Origin of the sequence: Sphingobacterium ginsenosidimutans (assembly GCF_039536865.1) — a bacterium.
Taxonomy (GTDB): domain Bacteria; phylum Bacteroidota; class Bacteroidia; order Sphingobacteriales; family Sphingobacteriaceae; genus Sphingobacterium; species Sphingobacterium detergens.
This window is the reverse complement of sequence record NZ_BAAAZK010000002.1, coordinates 159,955-178,141: the sequence shown is the minus strand read 5'-3', so window position 1 is coordinate 178,141 and position 18,187 is coordinate 159,955. Positions and strand designations below refer to the sequence as shown.

At 42.5% G+C, this 18,187-nt stretch carries 9 protein-coding genes; 8 read left to right on the top strand and 1 reads right to left on the bottom strand.

Going from position 1 to position 18,187, the window contains the following annotated elements:
- Positions 1-239: 239 nt before the first annotated feature.
- The 8 genes from ABFX33_RS00650 to ABFX33_RS00615 all read left to right on the top strand — a co-directional run bounded on the left by ABFX33_RS00650 (position 240) and on the right by ABFX33_RS00615 (position 14,027).
- A complete protein-coding gene (locus ABFX33_RS00650; protein ID WP_346083600.1) occupies positions 240-1,562 on the top strand; it encodes a sugar porter family MFS transporter in 1,323 nt (440 codons plus the stop codon).
- Positions 1,563-1,613: 51 nt separating this feature from the next.
- Entirely contained in the window at positions 1,614-2,570 is a 957-nt protein-coding gene (locus tag ABFX33_RS00645) for a carbohydrate kinase family protein (RefSeq protein WP_346083599.1), read from the top strand.
- Between the two features lie 87 nt (positions 2,571-2,657).
- The gene (locus ABFX33_RS00640) at positions 2,658-5,783 is read left to right on the top strand and encodes a SusC/RagA family TonB-linked outer membrane protein (protein WP_346083598.1); all 3,126 of its coding nucleotides are present in this window, start codon (positions 2,658-2,660) and stop codon (positions 5,781-5,783) included.
- 103 nt (positions 5,784-5,886) lie between these two features.
- Positions 5,887-7,569, top strand: a complete 1,683-nt coding sequence (locus ABFX33_RS00635; protein ID WP_346083597.1) for a RagB/SusD family nutrient uptake outer membrane protein — start codon at positions 5,887-5,889, stop codon at positions 7,567-7,569.
- 25 nt (positions 7,570-7,594) lie between these two features.
- Positions 7,595-8,707 (top strand): hypothetical protein, encoded by a 1,113-nt coding sequence (locus tag ABFX33_RS00630; protein WP_346083596.1) that lies wholly within the window; start codon positions 7,595-7,597, stop codon positions 8,705-8,707.
- Between the two features lie 43 nt (positions 8,708-8,750).
- Complete coding sequence (locus ABFX33_RS00625) at positions 8,751-10,355, top strand: glycoside hydrolase domain-containing protein (RefSeq protein WP_346083595.1); 1,605 nt, start codon at positions 8,751-8,753, stop codon at positions 10,353-10,355.
- A 64-nt stretch (positions 10,356-10,419) separates the two neighbouring features.
- The gene (locus tag ABFX33_RS00620; RefSeq protein ID WP_346083594.1) at positions 10,420-11,928 is read left to right on the top strand and encodes a glycoside hydrolase family 32 protein; all 1,509 of its coding nucleotides are present in this window, start codon (positions 10,420-10,422) and stop codon (positions 11,926-11,928) included.
- 260 nt (positions 11,929-12,188) lie between these two features.
- Positions 12,189-14,027 (top strand): alpha-L-fucosidase, encoded by a 1,839-nt coding sequence (locus ABFX33_RS00615; protein ID WP_346083593.1) that lies wholly within the window; start codon positions 12,189-12,191, stop codon positions 14,025-14,027.
- A 175-nt stretch (positions 14,028-14,202) separates the two neighbouring features.
- Here the strand turns inward: ABFX33_RS00615 and ABFX33_RS00610 are convergent, their stop codons facing one another.
- Entirely contained in the window at positions 14,203-18,168 is a 3,966-nt protein-coding gene (locus tag ABFX33_RS00610) for a hybrid sensor histidine kinase/response regulator transcription factor (protein WP_346083592.1), read from the bottom strand.
- Positions 18,169-18,187 lie beyond the last annotated feature (19 nt).

Genomic DNA, 18,187 nt, shown 5'->3' with positions numbered 1-18,187 from the left:
TAAGCCTAAGGTTAGTGTATTCCTTACACTAAAAAGAGATGGTTGAAATATGTATCATTTTCTATAAGATATGTCTAAAAACTGAAAGTCTAAAAAATATGAATTAGTGTAAGTTGCTGATGTGTAGTGTTTTGTGTTGTTTCTGAAAATGTTACATAAATAAATGTTTTTGCTGTCTTCAAATTTAAGTAACCGTGAAGTCAGGGTTAAATTTGGGTTAATCAATTATAGATGATAAGATGAACAAAAACAAAGTATTAGCCTGGTCTTTTGTAGTGGCATTAGGCGGATTTTTATTTGGCTTTGATACAGCTGTTATTTCAGGAGCTGAGAAGGCAGTACAGGAGCATTGGCATTTGAGTGAGTTTCAACATGGGCTTACGATGGCCATCGCGTTAATAGGTACGGTAGTCGGTGCGGCATTGGGCGCTTTGCCTTCGGACAAGCTCGGCCGGAAAAATACATTATTTGTTGTAGCTGCATTATATTTTATTTCAGCGATCGGAAGTGCGCTGGCCAATGACTGGACAATTTTTATTTTATTTCGGTTTTTGGGCGGTATCGGTGTTGGTGTGTCTTCGGTAACGGCACCTATTTATATTTCCGAAATTTCACCCGCCGCTTCACGGGGTAAGCTGGTAGGTCTCTTCCAATTTAATGTGGTACTGGGTATTTTGATTGCTTATTTATCAAACTATTTTATCGGACAGGTTGGGGAAGAATCCTGGCGCTGGATGTTGGGGGTGCAGTGTTTTCCGTCGTTGCTGTTTTTTGTGCTGATTTTCTTTATTCCCGAAAGTCCCAGATGGCTGCTATTGCATAAGAACAACCTACCTGAAGCAACAACGATCATGCAGCGAATCAATTCTGAGGGCTATGAGCTTGAAATCGAGAAAATTCAGGCATCGAAAGATGCAATGGCAGGTGAAGGCAAATTATTTATACGGGAAAACGCCAGACCAATTTTATTGGCCTTATGTTTTGCGCTGTTCAATCAGCTCTCGGGTATCAATGCGATTATCTATTATGCACCGCGTGTTTTTGAAATGGCAGGCCTCGGTTCCCAAAGTTCCTTGCTTTCCACGGTAGGGATCGGAGTAATCAACTTTATTTTCACTTTGGTGGCTATCAATTTTATAGATAAGGTAGGTCGCAAAAAACTGATGCTGGTGGGGTCTATTGGATTGATCGTATCGCTCGCACTGGTATCGCAAGCTTTCTATACAGGGCAAACAACAGGATTTGCTATTACAATCTACCTGATGAGTTTTATTGCCTTCTTTGCCTTCTCTCAGGGAGCTGTGATCTGGGTGTTTATTTCCGAAATTTTTCCGAATGATGTGCGTGCCAAAGGCCAGACATTTGGCAGCTTGACCCACTGGGTAATGGCTGCGATTATTACTTTTTGTTTTCCGGCGCTGACAGAGATGCTCGGTGGTGGCGGCACCTTCCTGATTTTTGCGCTATTTATGGTTTTGCAGCTTGTTTATGTGCTGAAATTTATGCCTGAAACAAAAGGACGGTCGTTGGAAGATATGGGGCAGACCATCAATCTGCATTAAGTATCAAGCTATTATTGATCCAATTGCTTATGCATACAAATAATGATGACAATGAAAAACCTGAATAAATCAATACAAGGAGTTTGTTTCGGCGAAGTTCTTTGGGATAATCTGCCGACCGGAAAAAAACTAGGCGGTGCTCCGCTAAATGTTGCTTATCATCTCAATAAGCTAGGTGTTGTTGCACAAATGCTTACCCGTATCGGAAGGGATGAAAATGGATATGAACTGCTTACTGTATGCGAACAGCTGGGGATTCCGACGGCCTTCTTTCAGTACGATGACAGCTTGCCGACCTCTACCGTTGAAGTGACAATTGATGCAGACCGTAATGTACAATACGATATTGTATACCCTGTTGCCTGGGACAGAATTACAGCGGAACCGGCTTTACTGGAAGCTGTTTCCAAAGCTGACTTTTTGGTGTATGGCAGTTTGGCCTGTCGCGATGATGTGAGTTTTCAAAGCTTGTTGACCCTGTTAAAGGAGGCTTGCTTCAGGGTCATGGATGTCAATTTGCGTGCTCCTTTTTTCGCTCCTCATCGGGTACATGAACTATTACGCTACGCGGATCTCGTTAAGATGAATGCAGAGGAACTGCATATTATCGCTGAATGGAGTGGGGCACCCTCAACGTACACAGATCAACAGCGGGTAGATCTACTGTTAGATTGTTTCTCTATTCAGGAAGCTATCGTTACCTACGGCGCTGCAGGAGCGGTATACCATCATAAAAAAGCAAATATCAGTTATCATTTTCCTGCATTGAAAGTACAGGTGGAAGATACCATCGGAAGCGGAGATTCGTTTTTAGCAGCTTTTTTGACCAAGCGGTTCCAGATGGCAGAAGGAGTAGCCTTGGAGGAAGTGCTCGAATTTGCAGCCACTTTAAGTGGGTTTGTGACGCAGAGTAGTGGTGCATGTCCTGCTTATAATGCGGCGGATATCAACCGCTTTCACTGGCTGAATCCCATCTTTCGTGATAGCGAACGGAAAATGAAACAGTAAAGAGCTTATGACGCAAAAAAGGGAAAATGCGAAATAAGCAACAGCAAGAAAAATAATCAATTAATAATCTACTTATAATAACCAGTTATGTTTACAAGACAGCAAGCTATGTTGCTTCCGTCTTTGGCTCTCTTTTCAGTTGTTGCTTTTGCGCAGCAGACAGAAATTCGGGGGCGGATTGCGGACAGCGGAACAGCCGCTCCCATCGCCGGAGCGTCGTTAGTGGTCAAGGGAACCAGTCAGGCAACAAAGACAAATGAAAAAGGGGAATTTGTGCTCCAGCTATCGGGCAGCAACGGTATATTGGAAATAACCTATGTTGGCTACGAATCCCAGACAATACTATTGGGGGACAAGAAATTTTTAGATATCCGGTTGGTCAGTACCGAAAAAGGGCTCGATGAGGTAGTTGTCACCGGCTATCAACGAGAGCGCAAGAAGGATCTGACCGGCGCTGTGAGTGTCGTCAATGTGACCGAAATGATGAAAGCCCCTGAAAATAATCCTATGAAGGCGCTTCAGGGGCGCGTAGCGGGTATGACAGTAACTTCTGATGGCAGCCCAAGTGGCGCAGCCACTGTACGCATGCGCGGTATCAGTTCGATCAACAGCAGCCAGGATCCGCTCTATGTCATCGATGGTATACCCACACAAGGGGGCATGCATGAGCTCAATTCCAATGATATCGAAAGCATTCAGGTGCTAAAAGACGCCTCTTCGGCGAGTATATATGGTTCGCGTGCGGCAAATGGCGTTATTGTTATCACAACAAAAAGAGGAAAACTTGGTGCTCCGAAGCTTACGATAGACGCCTATGTGACCAGTACGCATTTTAATAATCGCATGAAAGTGCTCAATGCACAGCAATATGGCCAGGCACTATGGCGGGCGACAATCAATAGTGGTGGTAATCCGAACAGCAATAATATCGGCTATCAATTTGAGTGGAACAATGATGCCAATGGTCTGCCACAGCTCAACAATGTATTTGTATCGAAATACATCGATCGCGAACATACCATGTATGCCGCGGATACCGATTGGTTTGATGAAGTTTCCAAACCGGGCTTGCTTCAATCGTACAATGCGACTTTGAGTTCGGCTACGGAAAAGTCAAGCTCTTATTTTTCCGTAGGTTATCTGCATAACAGTGGAACACTTCGGTATACGGATTTCCAACGTATATCAGCTCGGATGAATGCCGATTATAAACTGTTTGATGGTAAGTTGGTTGTCGGCGAGAATTTTACAGTGAACAACACGGGAGAGGTGCAGGTGCCTGGGGATGTGCTTGATCTATCCTTGAAGGCATTGCCTGTTATACCTGTACATACCGTAGATGGAATAGGTTGGGGCGGCCCTGCCCTTGGTATGAATGATCGTCATAACCCGATGCGCCTGTTGCATGATAACAGGAATAATAAATACAATTACTGGCGCCTATTCGGAAATGCTTACGCCGATTTGCAGCTTATCAAAGATTTGCATATACGCACAAGCTATGGCATAGACTATAGTAATTTTTACAAACGTAACCTGGAAGTTTCCTATCACTCAGGTTTTATGACTAGCAAAAGAAGTGCTGTTAACATGGAACAGTCTCAGGGATTAAAGTGGACCTGGTCGAATACTGCAACATACAGGAAAGAGATTGACCGACACAGGATAGATCTACTGGCTGGTGTAGAAATGAACCGACAGAACGATATCAATTTTAATGCATATACCGCGGGAGATGGAGCTTTCGCCATTGAAACACCAGAATATATGTGGCCCGGTGTAAGTACAGGGACGGCTGCCGTTGGTGGTGGTTCCACAGGTTTTTCGCTCCTTTCATACTTTGGAAAGGCAAACTACTCCTTTGATGACCGCTACCTGGCCTCATTCACCATGAGACATGATGGTTCATCCCGTTTTGGAAAAAACAATCGCTTTGCGACCTTTCCGGCCGTAACAGCAGGATGGCGAATCTCATCCGAACGATTTATGGCCGGTACCAAGGATTATGTCTCCGATCTTAAACTGCGCGCCGGCTGGGGACAGACCGGTAATCAGGGAATTGGCAACCTGGCGACCTATGCGCTCTTTGTACCTGAATATGGGGTAGGGGATCCCACCTGGAATATTGTCGATGGTACCGCTTATGATCTTTCAGGTAACGGAACAGGGACTCTCCCTTCCGGGTACCGAAAAATCCAGACTGAAAATAATGATCTAAAATGGGAAACAACGACACAGACCAATATCGGCTTGGACTTCACGCTATTCGGCCAGAGTCTCTACGGATCAGTCGACTGGTACATTAAAGCGACAAAAGATATGCTGATCAATCCTGCTTACATCGGTGTCGTCGGTGAAGGCGGCTATCGCTGGGCTAATGGTGCTTCGATGGAAAATAAAGGTCTGGATATTACGGCAGGCTACCGCAATAAAACTTCCTTTGGCCTGGATTATGATGTGACCGCAGTCCTTTCGTCGTATAAAAATAAGGTGACCCATTTGCCCGAAGCCGTGGAAAACTCCTATGGTGGTCGTCAGGGCGATAATATTATCGGTAGACCATTGGGCTCATTCTATGGCTATTTAACAGATGGGATCTTTCAGAATCAAAAGGAGGTGGATGATCATGTCAACCAGACCGGTAAAGGAATTGGCCGTTTGCGTTATCTTAATGTCTATGGTGCTGATCAGCAGATTACAGATATGGACCGCACCTGGATCGGCAACCCGCATCCTGATTTTTCCTATAGTTTGAATATTGCATTGAAGTATAAAGGATTTGATCTGTCTGTCTATTTTCAGGGGGTGCAGGGTATAGACGTTGAAAACTGGTTGAAAAAACAGACTGATTTCTGGAGTGTCGATGATGTGAACTCCAATAAAGGTGTACGGTTACTTAATGCCTGGACTCCACAGAATCCGACCTCCACAATTCCGGCCTTGCAGACAACAAACAATAATGATGAGGGGCGTCTGTCCAATTACTTTATCGAAAACGGATCCTATATGAAACTTCGAAACCTGTCGCTTGGCTATACCTTACCAACGGCAACAGTTTCTCGTTTGCGGATGAACCGCCTACGTGTGTATGTTACCGGCCAGAACATGTTTACAGTTAAATCGAAGAATTTCACAGGTGTAGATCCCGAGAATGTAGGTTGGGGGTATCCGATCCCAACGACATGGACAGCGGGGGTAAATATTGGCTTTTAGAAGAGAGAACTAAAAGCCTTAGCGGATGAGAGGGTAATGGAGGAGACGGGGAACCAAAACAATAAATCCATGGAAATATGGAATATAAAAAAACAGAATTCCAATGAAAAAAATAACCAATAAAATCGCGATAATGATGGTGTTTGCGGGGCTGCTGTCCGGATGCACCAAGTTCTTGGATCAGACACCTAATGGCGTACTGAGCTCCGACCAGGTAAAGGAACCAGAAAGATTACTGACAGCCACTTATGCAGCTTTAGGCAATGATCATTATGATGTGCCTTTTAGTTTATGGCCTTATGGTACAGTACGATCTGATGATGCATATAAAGGCGGATCGGGACCGCAGGATATACAGACCTTCCATTTTCTTGAGGTCTCCAATAATGTCACGACCAATTTTGCTGAGGTGGATAAACTGTGGTTTCAGCTTTATGTCGCTATTTCACGGGCCAATACCACCATCAAAACGATTCAGGAAATGAACAATTTTGATGGCAAGGAAGGGAAGTTGGCCGAAGCGAAATTCCTACGGGGGCACTTCTATTTTATGCTCAAAACGCTTTTTAAATATGTACCCTACATTGATGAAAATGTGCCAGTAGATAGCTATGAGACTGTGTCAAATAGAGCATTGAGCAATGATGCTCTCTGGCAAAAGATTGTCGATGATTTTCAATATGCAGTAGATCATTTGCCAGCTGTACAGACGGAAGTCGGTCGCGCAAATCGAATTGCGGCAGCAGCTTATCTTGCTAAAACATACCTGTACAAAGCCTACCGTCAGGATAGCGAGGAACGCCATGCGGTAACTGGAATCAATCAGGGAGATCTGGAAAAAGTATTGCAGAATGCAGACATCGTACTTGCATCAAACCATGCTCTTGAAGCAGATTTTGCCTTCAACTTTTTGCCGGGGAAATATGAAAATGGTACAGAAGCATTGTTTTCAATCCAATTTTCAAAAGATGATGGTACGAAATTCGGCCGTGTGAATTTCTCGGATCTGCTCTCTGTTCCTATGGGTCTGGGCTGTTGTGATTTCAATAAACCTAGCCAGAATTTGGTGAACGTATTCCGTACAACGGGAAAAGGGGTACCGCTGGATAATTACAATACATTGAATAGCTTCAATGCATCGGAAAAATACGACCCAAGACTATTCCATACCGTGGCAATTCCGGGATTACCTTATAAATATAATACCAAACGCATTTACGAGGAGAGCTGGAACCGCAATCCTGCGGACTATTCGGTGTATGCATCGTTGAAGGAGAATGTCGATCCAGATTGCGATTGTTTTGTTCCAATGGCACCATTCTTTGCAAATACAAAAAACCGTATTGTACTGCGAGTTGCCGATGTCTTATTGATGCGTGCTGAGGCGCTGATAGAATTGCACCGTTCTGCCGAAGCTTTGCCGCTGATCAACCAGTTGCGTATCCGTGCAAAAAATAGTGCCACCATGACGGGCTATGCAACGGATAAAATGTTGGTAGAAACCTATAAAAATGGAGATAACATTATATGGAATGAGGAAAATGCACGGCAGGCTTTACGTGCGGAACGTCGTCTGGAATTAGCCATGGAAAATGGACGCTTCTTCGATCTGGTACGTTGGGGAATAGCAGAACAGACCATGAATGCTTATTATGAAACAGAGAAATCGCGTCGTTCTTATTATGCCACAGCTCATTTTACAGCGAATAAGAGTGAATATTTGCCTATTCCGGAAGCACAAATCAGACTGAGCAAATACCTATACAAGCAGAATCCGGGATATTAACTAACATACTAACCAATTTATACCAATGAGAACATTAAAATATAACATCGGAGTGGGGCTTATGCTTCTGTTTATAGGCTTGTTTTCAGCTTGCAAACAGGAAGTTGAAAGCGCTCTTGATCTAAATGCTGACGTAGACATCTTGTCTTTTAAAGTTGGTGCCGCCATAGGGACGATAGATCAGCAGAAAGGCAGCATCAGCGTGTTGGTACCAGCAGGAACAGATCTATCAGCGCTTGCTCCTGTAATTGCATTGCCCAGTGAAGCGAGGGTATCTCCAGCTTCGGGGCTGGCGCAAAATTTTTCCTTTTCTTCCACGACACCAGTCACCTATCGTGTGTATAACGGTAATTTGTACAATACTTATCAGGTTACTGTCAAAGAAATAAAGGCGGAAATAACGGCTTTTCGTATCGGAGACCGATCAGGACTAATTGATCAGCAAAATAAGCAAATCAAAATTTATCTGCCATTAGGAACAGACTTGAAAAGCCTCACACCATCTGTCGAGTTTACATCAGGAGCGAGTATTGCACCGGGATTGGGCGGATTTGTGAATCTGAGTTCCCCAGTAAAATATACGCTAACCTACAAGGGGCAAACATTTCAATATACTGTAACGGCCATACTCGGCGAGGAGCCAAAGCAGGTACTGACAATTTATAATGGTGAAACTGTTGTGCCGCATTTCGATGGTTTGGGTGTAAGTGGGGTAGACTCACCTTATGCTAATCCAAAAACGAAAGGTACCAATACCACTCCTTTCTGTGCATCCTTTATCAGAGATGCTGAAACAGGTGCTGGCTGGCACGGTGGCGCATTATGGAATGCCAATAAGGTAAATATTAACCCTGAAGCGTACAACCGTTTCTCTATCATGGTATTGAAGGATGTGGAAGGAGATGTACAGCTGGAGATCCAGTCGGATGGCGAACAGAATAAAGATTGGCTACGAGCAAGGTATGTGAAAGCACATGTCGGTGAATGGCAAGAATTGATCTTTGAGATTCCTGCTGGGAGAACAGCAAACATCAATAATATTCTTGTAATGCCCCATGAACATCCCAATGCACAACCGGTGGTTTTCCCGACCCAGCGGATGTATTGGGATGAGTTGAAGGCATTGCCAAAAGAATAGCCGGAGTAAATAATTGGAATATGGTTTTATTAGGAGATTTTAAATGAAAACTAACTTGTATTTATTTCCAGCATTATGCTTTATAGCATTGCTGACGAGCTGTAAAAGTGGGGAGCAGACCCTGCCTGTTGACAAACCTGATGGCCCTGCTTCGGTAGACCGATCCACCTCCTGTACCATGGTACAGGAGACAGGTATGTTTCAGACTTTTTATAAGCCGCAGCAAGGATTTGTCGGTGATCCAATGTCTTATTATAATGTCGATGACAAAAAGTACTATTTGTTCTATCTCTACGAAAATGCAAATCGCCACCCGATCTATGTTACCAAAACCAGCGATTATGCAACATTTGAAGGCTTTACGGAAATATTGCCCGCTGGTGCTGCCGGAAGTCAGGATGAATGGATTGGAACAGGCAGCTTTATGAAAAGAGGTCAGACTTATTACTGTTTTTATACTGGTCATAACGGTAACCTGAATCCGGCTGAAAAAGTGATGGTCGCAACATCGGCAGACTTGCTGAACTGGACGAAACAGCCTACAGGGACAATACAGGCCAGTGTAGGCTATGATCAGAATAATTTTCGGGATCCACATGTATACTGGGACGAAAGTCGCGGTAGTTATGTGATGCTGGTCACGACCCGTAAGGACGGCAAAGGGGCGATAGCACGGTATGTGTCCACAGATCTGAACAGTTGGTCTATCATAGATCCTCTGTTGGCGACTGCAGCACCCGCAGTGGGTAAACATGAGATTGAAACGGATGCTGAAATATTGGAATGTCCCGATATCTTTAAAATGGGCAGTAAATGGTATTTAACATTTTCACGGATCAACAGGGATGAGCACCGGAAGACTTTTTATCGAATTGCTGATTCGCCGGATGGTCCCTGGAGGATCTGTCGTGATGCAGATGGTCATCATGAAACTTTCGATGGTTTATTTCTGTATGCTGGCAAGACGGCTACGGATGGAACGACACGTTATCTCTCAGGTTGGTGTTCAACAGGTCAGACGGTGAACAGCAACAATGAATTACCTTGGTCAGGAAGTTTAATCTCGCATACATTAGTTCAGGGACCGATGGGGAGATTATATCCAACCATTCCTGCTGCAATAAACAATAAGTTTAATAAGGAACTGGCTTTTGAAAAGCTGAATGCCGTTGGAAATGTTTCTGAAAATAATAAAACATACAGTATTACAGCACAGTCTGGCGCCAGAAGTTATGCAAGATTCAACCGCAATACAGCTAGCGTTAAAATGTCGCTGACCATAGATGCTTCGCAATCAGATCATTTCGGTGTCTCTTTTGGTGCCTGTGACGATCCTTCGGAGCTGTATAGTATTGCCTTTGATCTGACGTCTTCAAACCGTTGGGGTATGCCTGCATTATTTATGAATCGTGAAACGGGTCTCGGTGGAACAGCCGGTAAAACAGAAGTTAATTTTACGCCGTTGATTGTACCCGCCAATAAGGTCTTTGATGTGAAAATTGTAATCGAGAAATCGATCTGTGTGATTTACGTAAATAATAACGTCGCTTTTACCAATCGGATCTATAAAATGGATCAGAACCCATGGACCATTTATGCCGATCAGGGTACGATTAAAGTCAATACAATGAAAGTCGAGAAATCATAGGAATTTTAGCTATTTTATTGGCTAAGGCACGGTGAGGATAATGTGATATAAAACTTAATAAGATATGAATAGAATAAAGAAATATGGAACCCTCATGCTCTTTACGAGTTTGTTGAGTTCAGCTTTTGCTCAAGTAGGGCAGCGGGACATGAATGAGCCTGTTGAAAAATACCGGCCGATCTACCATTTTACCCCCAAGCAGGGCTGGATGAATGATCCCAATGGAATGGTGTATCTTAATGGAAATTACCATCTCTTTTTTCAGCATAACCCCGAAAAATCTGTTTGGGGTCCCATGCACTGGGGGCATGCCATTAGTAGGGATCTGATTCATTGGGACGAACAAAAAATTGCGTTGTATCCCGATAGCCTGGGGACGATCTTTTCGGGAAGTGCAGTGATTGATAAGAATAATACCGCTGGGTTTGGAAAAGGGGCTATGGTCGCTATTTTTACGCATCACAACCATCAGGAGGAAGACCGAAAAACAGGTCTGCACCAAAATCAGAGCTTGGCTTACAGCTTGGATCAGGGAGCAACCTGGACCAAATATAAAGGTAACCCAGTATTGCCAAATCCAGGAATCTGGGATTTTCGGGATCCAAAGGTGATGTGGTTCGAAAAAACAAAAAGCTGGATTATGACTTTAGCGACCAAAGATTGCATCACCTTTTATTCATCCAAAGACTTAAAAGAGTGGAAAAAGGAGAGCGAATTTGGTAAGGAAGTGGGCGCACATGGTGGAGTCTGGGAATGCCCTGACCTGATTCCAATGAAATATAACGGTGAAACCAAATGGGTATTATTGGTCAGCATCAATCCGGGAGGGCCCAATGGTGGTTCGGTAACACAATATTTTGTCGGTGATTTCGATGGACATCAATTTCAGCCCGCAGATACATCAGTCAAATGGTTAGATTGGGGGCCAGATAACTACGCTGGTGTAACCTGGAGCAATTTAGGAGAACGGCACCTGATGATCGGTTGGATGAGCAACTGGCAATATGCCAATGTGGTGCCAACGACGCGCTGGCGCTCATCTTCGACAATCCCACGTGAATTGACTTTGCAAAAGGTAGATCAAAAATATTATGTAAGCAGCACAGCAGCACCCGAGGTGGCTAAAGCATTTCAGTCTGTAAAAAAATATCAGGCAAATCAATCAAAAGAACTAACGGTGCAAGAGCAGCTGCCACAAGCATTTCGGTTGGAGATCAATAAGCTAAAAGTACAGAATTTTAAACTTATTTTGTCTAATGCTGTTGGAAATGAGTTGGTTGTCGGTTATGACAAAGGTCAGGATGCCTATTATATTGATCGTTCAAAATCTGGCGAAATTGCTTTCAATGCAGATTTTCCAAAAAGAAGCATAGCGGGGCGACTATCCAATAGCGAAACATTATCATTAAGCCTATATATTGATGTCAGTTCCGTAGAGCTCTTTGCTGATAATGGATTAACCGCAATGACCAGCTTGTTTTTTCCGGAGGAACCAATGACTCGGATACGTATTGTGGGCGATAATAACTTAATATTTCGGGATGTAAACATTGCCACATTCAGGGACAAATAAACCAATTACGCATAAAACAAGCGGGCCTTTTTTTTTAAAGGCCCGCTTGTTTTATGGCTTAATCTCATCGCAATCAGGTTACTATCACATTGTAAAATAAATACCTGATTAGCTAGAATAATTTTAAAGACTAGCTTCGATTTGATATATTTAACAGTTGTTTTGCGGGATGACAATTACTAGACCTAATTTGTAACGCCAATTTACTTTTTAGCGAAGGCTCTTTTGCGATGAACTTTTATGTATAACACAATATAATAATGACACTTAATTTTTTTAAATGGAAATGCGCAGCAGCAGTGGGAATGCTTTTGTGTATGACCGAGGGATCATTTGCCCAGACAAAATCAATACCTTATGAAGGTGTGCCCGGATGGACCGAAAGCCAGAATAAAAGGATGGAATGGTTTAGAGAAGCACGTTTTGGACTTTTTATCCACTGGGGGCTGTATAGTGCAGCTGGGGGTAGTTTTGAAGGAAAGCAATATCCGCAACATTATGCCGAATGGATTCAGACCTGGGGGAAAATCCCCAGCAAGCAGTACGCTGCGGTGCTGAAACCAAAGTTCACCCTGCGTTCGTTTGAACCTAAAGCCTGGGCACGTTTGGCCAAAAAAGCAGGAATGAAATATATGGTATTGACTTCCAGACACCATGAAGGTTTTAGCCTATTTAATAGCCAGCAACCATACGCTGTAAAAAATGATATTACAGGAAGTGCCAACTTATCCCCAAAAGGCCGGGATTTATATAAAGAGATCATGACAGCATTCCGTCAGGAAGGACTGAAAGTAGGTGCTTATTATTCTTTACTCGATTGGCAGCATCCAGATTCTTACGAAGCTTTTAATCTGAATCCTAACACAGATAATCATCAACCTGATCATAACCGTTACAAGGAGTATCTCTATGGACAGGTCAAAGAACTTGCTCAGAATTATGGTCAGCTGGATATGCTATGGCCCGACTTTAGCAGCAAACAACACCAGGGTGAGGCATGGGGAACAAAACGCATACTGACAGATCTGATCAAATGGCAACCCAATATCATTATCAACAATCGGTTTTGGGATGGGTTAGAAAACAAAAATGGTGATATTGGAACCCCTGAAAAATATATTCCACCAACAGGGCTTCCGGGGATGGATTGGGAGGTTAGTCATACCATGAACGAAAGTTATGGCTATAGTGCACACGATCAAAATTGGAAGAGCTTTCCTAAAATCATGCAATTATTTGTAGAAACGGTAAGCAAAGGCGGTAATTTTTTGCTGAATGTAGGACCGGATGGGGATGGAGCGATTCCCGCACCGGCGATTAAAATTATGGAGCGTATAGGTGATTGGATGCAGGTCAATAGCGAGGCAATCTATGGTACCACGGCAAGTCCTTTTCAGGCATTGGATTGGGGCTATTGTACGCAAAAAGAAGGTAAACTGTATTTACATATATTTGATCGACCTGCCAGCGGAAAAATTGATCTACCGATCAAAAACAAAGTCAAAGTCGCCTATGCGATGGCAAGCCCTAAAACCAAGCTGAATGTTACGATAGATAAGGGAAGACCTGTGATTCCGGTTGATGTTTTTGACATAGAAAAAGGACCGAAGGTAATTGTTGTCGAAATTCAGGGCAAACCGGATGTGGAAGAGAATTTGACGCAAACTCAGGCGGATGGGCGTATTGTGATGAATGCAAATAACGCTAAATTGCAAGATGGAAAAGGCCTTAAAATCATTGGTGCAACGACACATGATCCCAATCGTCCAAATGCCATCGGACAATGGAAAGATAGCAATGACCGGATCTATTGGGACATCAAAATCCAAAAACCGGGTAAATACCGTGTATTGATCAGTTATTTGCCAAATGCAAAACACAAAGGTAAGGTGATACTTTCGGCACTTGGACAGCAGCTTCCATTTGCTTTTGGGGCAGAAAATGGAACAGGATTTAAAGAAGTGGAACTGGGTATGGTGGAAGTATCGCAGCAGGTTATTGGCGAGCCGAGCACCAGGGTAACATTACAGGCAGCGGCAATTGAAGGTGATATGTTACCAGAAATTGCATCGCTTACGTTGGTGCCAGTGCAGGAATAAGTTACTTAGATAAGTACAATTGTGCCAGCTGTTTTTAACCGTTGAGCCAAAGTAGCCCCGGCAAATATATCTTGTCGGGGCTGTTTTTTGTTGCAAAACGTAAGCAGTAGTTACCTTCACTTGGTTCCCAATTTTCTTATAGCAATAAATACCGGAGGTAAAAATTGGGTTCCGTTTATTGTTTACTGTGTTCGATTATATACGTACTCGGTGGCATTCCATAATGTTTATGAAAATCTCTGGAAAAATTTGACTGTACGGTATAACCTACCATCGTGGAGATCTGTGTAATATTATATTCTTTCTGGGTAAGCAGTTCGGCCGCCTTTTTTAAACGTGATATGTTAATCAGTTCATTTGGCGTCAGATCAGAGAGCCCCTTAATTTTACGATATAAAGTCGGACGGCTCATATTCATTAACTTAGCAAGTTCTTCGACATTTAGATCGATATCTGAGATATTGTCATAAATTACGGTATTGAGCAAACTTATAAAGTCTTTATCAGGTGCGGAAACATTAATTTCGGCTAAATGTGCACTTGGAGAGTTGGTAAAGTAATTTTTAATTATTTTTCGATTGTTTAAAATATTACGTAGCTGTACCATTAAAAATTCCATGGAAAAAGGCTTTTCAATATAAGCATCTGCCCCGATCTTCAGCCCTTGAATTTTAGCATCCAGTGCATTTTTTGCGGTCAGGAATATTACTGGAATATGGCTGTAGAGAATATCTGTCTTAATGCGCTTACATAGTGCAATGCCATCCATAATAGGCATCATGATATCTGTCAGAACAAGCTGTACATTGTCGCGGTCCAATATCTCAAGAGCTTCAGCTCCATTGTTAGCTCTTAGGATGGTATAGTTTATTTTGAGTTCCTTGTTGAGGTAGGCGAGTATTTCCTTATTGTCTTCAACGATAAGAATCACCGGTTTTTCAGTAGCTTCCTCCTCTTTGGTGTACATTCCACGTTCTTCAGTCCTGTAATTTTCTTCGAGAAAAGGTTTGATATCGAGCGACTGTTCCTGAAAGATAGGAAGTGAAAGTAGAAAAATATTTCTGTGTTCTTCGGTATAAACTAGCGATAAGGAACCCTGATGAAGCTCCACAAGTGAGCGGGAGAGTGGAAGACCAATGCCAGTACCAGTATCTTTATCAGACTCATTAAGGCGATAAAATGGCTCAAAGATCTTTTCTCTTTTGTCAAAAGGGATGATTTCGCCATCGTTTCGAAACTCTATATTAAACATGATATCATCACTGTTGAAGGGAAGCAGTTTGATATGTACATGATTGTCGGCGTATTTTATGCCATTATGAATTAAATTTGTGAGAATTTTGCGCAGAGCCTCTTCATCTACAAAGGCTGTTAGTGTAACACGGGGCAAAGAAAGATCATAATGCAGCAGTTTTTCTTTTGCCAGGGAGTTCAAATCATTGAATACATCGGACAACAAACTGTTGATATCCGTTTTAGTGAAAATAAGGCTCATATTATTTGTTTCTGCTTTTCTGAAATCTAAAAGTTGATTGGTGAGACGGATAAGCCTGCTGGTATTTTTCTCCATAAGAGCAAGATCACTCGCTGTTTCACTATCCGTGAATTGTTGTGTGCGGATGAGTTTCTCGAGTGGCATTTTTATTAAAGTCAATGGCGTCCGGATCTCATGGGCGAGATTGGTGAAAAATTCAAGCTTAAGATTATATACTTCTTGTTCTTTTTTACGTTCATAGTTGTCCATTTTCTGGGCATTATTTGCCTTAATAAGCAGGAAGTAATATCTTAAAATCAACAAAACAATGGTGCTAACAGCGAAGAAATAAGCAAAGTATGCCCATGAAGACAACCACCAAGGGGGAGACACTACAATACGCAGTTCTTTTTCAGTTGGATTCCATATTCCATTATTGTTAGCCCCTTTAAATCTAAAGGTATAGGTTCCGGGAGGAAGTTTATTGTAATATATCCTTTGGTTGCCTGTAATATCCGTCCAGCCCTTATCATACCCCTCCATGATATAACGATAGGCATTGCTTTTTGGGGAAACAAAGCTCAAGGCTGCGATATTAAAACTGATATTGGAACTGTTATAGGACAGTTGAATCTCTTTTGATAGCGAGATGGATTGTTTCAGTATGCCATTTTCACGAACTGGTATGCTTTCGTTGTTGATCTGAATGTCACTAATGAATATAGGTGGAATAAAGCTATTCTTAATGGATTTTGTTGGGTTAAAGCTTACCATTCCCTTTATGGTACCAAAATATAATGTGCCGTCCTTATCTTTAAATGCTGAATTATAGTTAAACTGATCCGCGGGAAGCCCGTCTCTCGATGTATAGATGACCATATGGGGGATATTTCCGTCCAGTCTGACCAATCCACCACCTGTTGATATCCAAATACTGTTATTATCGTCTTCCAGTACTTTAAATACTTGATTGGAAGGTAAACCCGATTCGGTCAGATAGTTGGTGAAACGCCCATCACGACGGTATTTTGAAAGACCACTTTCGGTACAAAACCAGAGATTTTTTTTGCTGTCTTCAAATAAACCGTTGACGTAATTATTGACGAGCGTATTGCGCTTACCTTGTTCGGAGCTTAAATGTTGTATTTCGCCTGTACCGCGATTATATTGGTAGACTCCACTGCCATACGTATTGACCCAAAGTATACCATATTCGTCTTCGTAAATTCCTTGTATCCAGGCTTTAATGGGGAGGAGGTCAAAATTGTCATTGTGTTTATTGTAGCCATATAATGCGCGGTCTGTTCCTACAAACATGCTGTTGTCTCTGGACTTAAAGATGCAAACGGCGAAGCTGCTTTGCAAGGGACCTCTACCGATGCGGTCGTAGTGCTTTTTTAATTCTCCGGTCTTTACGTCGAGTATATCCAGTCCATGTGTTGTGGAGCCTACCCAGAGTTCATCGCCGATTGTTGCCAGGCCATGGACATTGTTATGCGCAATACTTCCCTTTTTTCCATTGGCAACAAAATGCTGAATCTGTTGTGTTTGAGCATCTATTTTGTTTAGACCACCATCTTCTGTACCTATCCAGAAATTTCCATAGTTATCTTTTTTTATATCGTGTACGATATTCCCTGATAAAGCAGATTTTCCAAATCCATATAAGTACTTTTTGAAATTGTCGAATTGGTTGCTGTATTGGTTAAAACCGCCGAAAAATGTTCCAAACCAGATGTTATCTTCACGGTCCCGATAGAAATTCAAAACAGCATTGTCCGATATGGCAAATGGATTGAGCAGATCTTTTTTGATGTGTTGGCTCTGACCGGTATGAATGTCATAGGTATATATTCCCGTCTCTGTTCCGATCCAGTATACTGACTCTGCCTGTTGGATAATACAATTTGCCTGGATGACTTTTTGGGGGTAATGGTTTGCAAATAAGTTTTTTAAAGTTCCGTTTTTAAAATCAAACAGGTAGGATGAATTGATGGTGCCGACCATGAGCAGGGAGTCGTTGATGGCGTAGACGGTCTTAGTGTTGGCCAGTGCTTTCCGATTTGTTTTTTTGACTGCAATTTGAACAAACCTGCCTTCGTTGACCTGATACCGTTCTATCGTACTGTTAATATCTGTGGTCCACAGCCCGCCTTTTTTGCTACTGGTAATGGCCACTAGGGTATTTTTGTTTTGATCAAAAGGAACGATCTCCGTCGTGTAAGGATTATAACGATAGAGTTTTCCCGCGGAAAGCAGCCAGATAAAGCCGGCGTATTCATGTATGGCATTTACCTCTCCAATCGGTATTCTATTGAATGGTTGGAAATTTTCCTTAACCGGATTGTAACAATAGGTCCCCCGTGTTGTTCCCACCCATAGTACACCTTTGCTATCGGTAAGGATACTTAAAATAGATGAACTCCCGATGCTTGTGGGATCGGAAGCATTGTGCCTAAATATCTTAAATTGATTGCCATCAAAACGATTAAGACCATTCCTAGTCCCTAGCCAAAGAAAGCCCTGGGTATCTTGTGTAATACACTTAACAGAACTATTGGAGAGACCATCGTGGGGTTGATAATTTTTAAAATAGAACGATTGCGCCTGTAGGTTAGTCCATACAAGTAGGAGATAGAGTATAGGTATAAGGGTTATTACGCGCAAAATTGATAATGTATCTCTA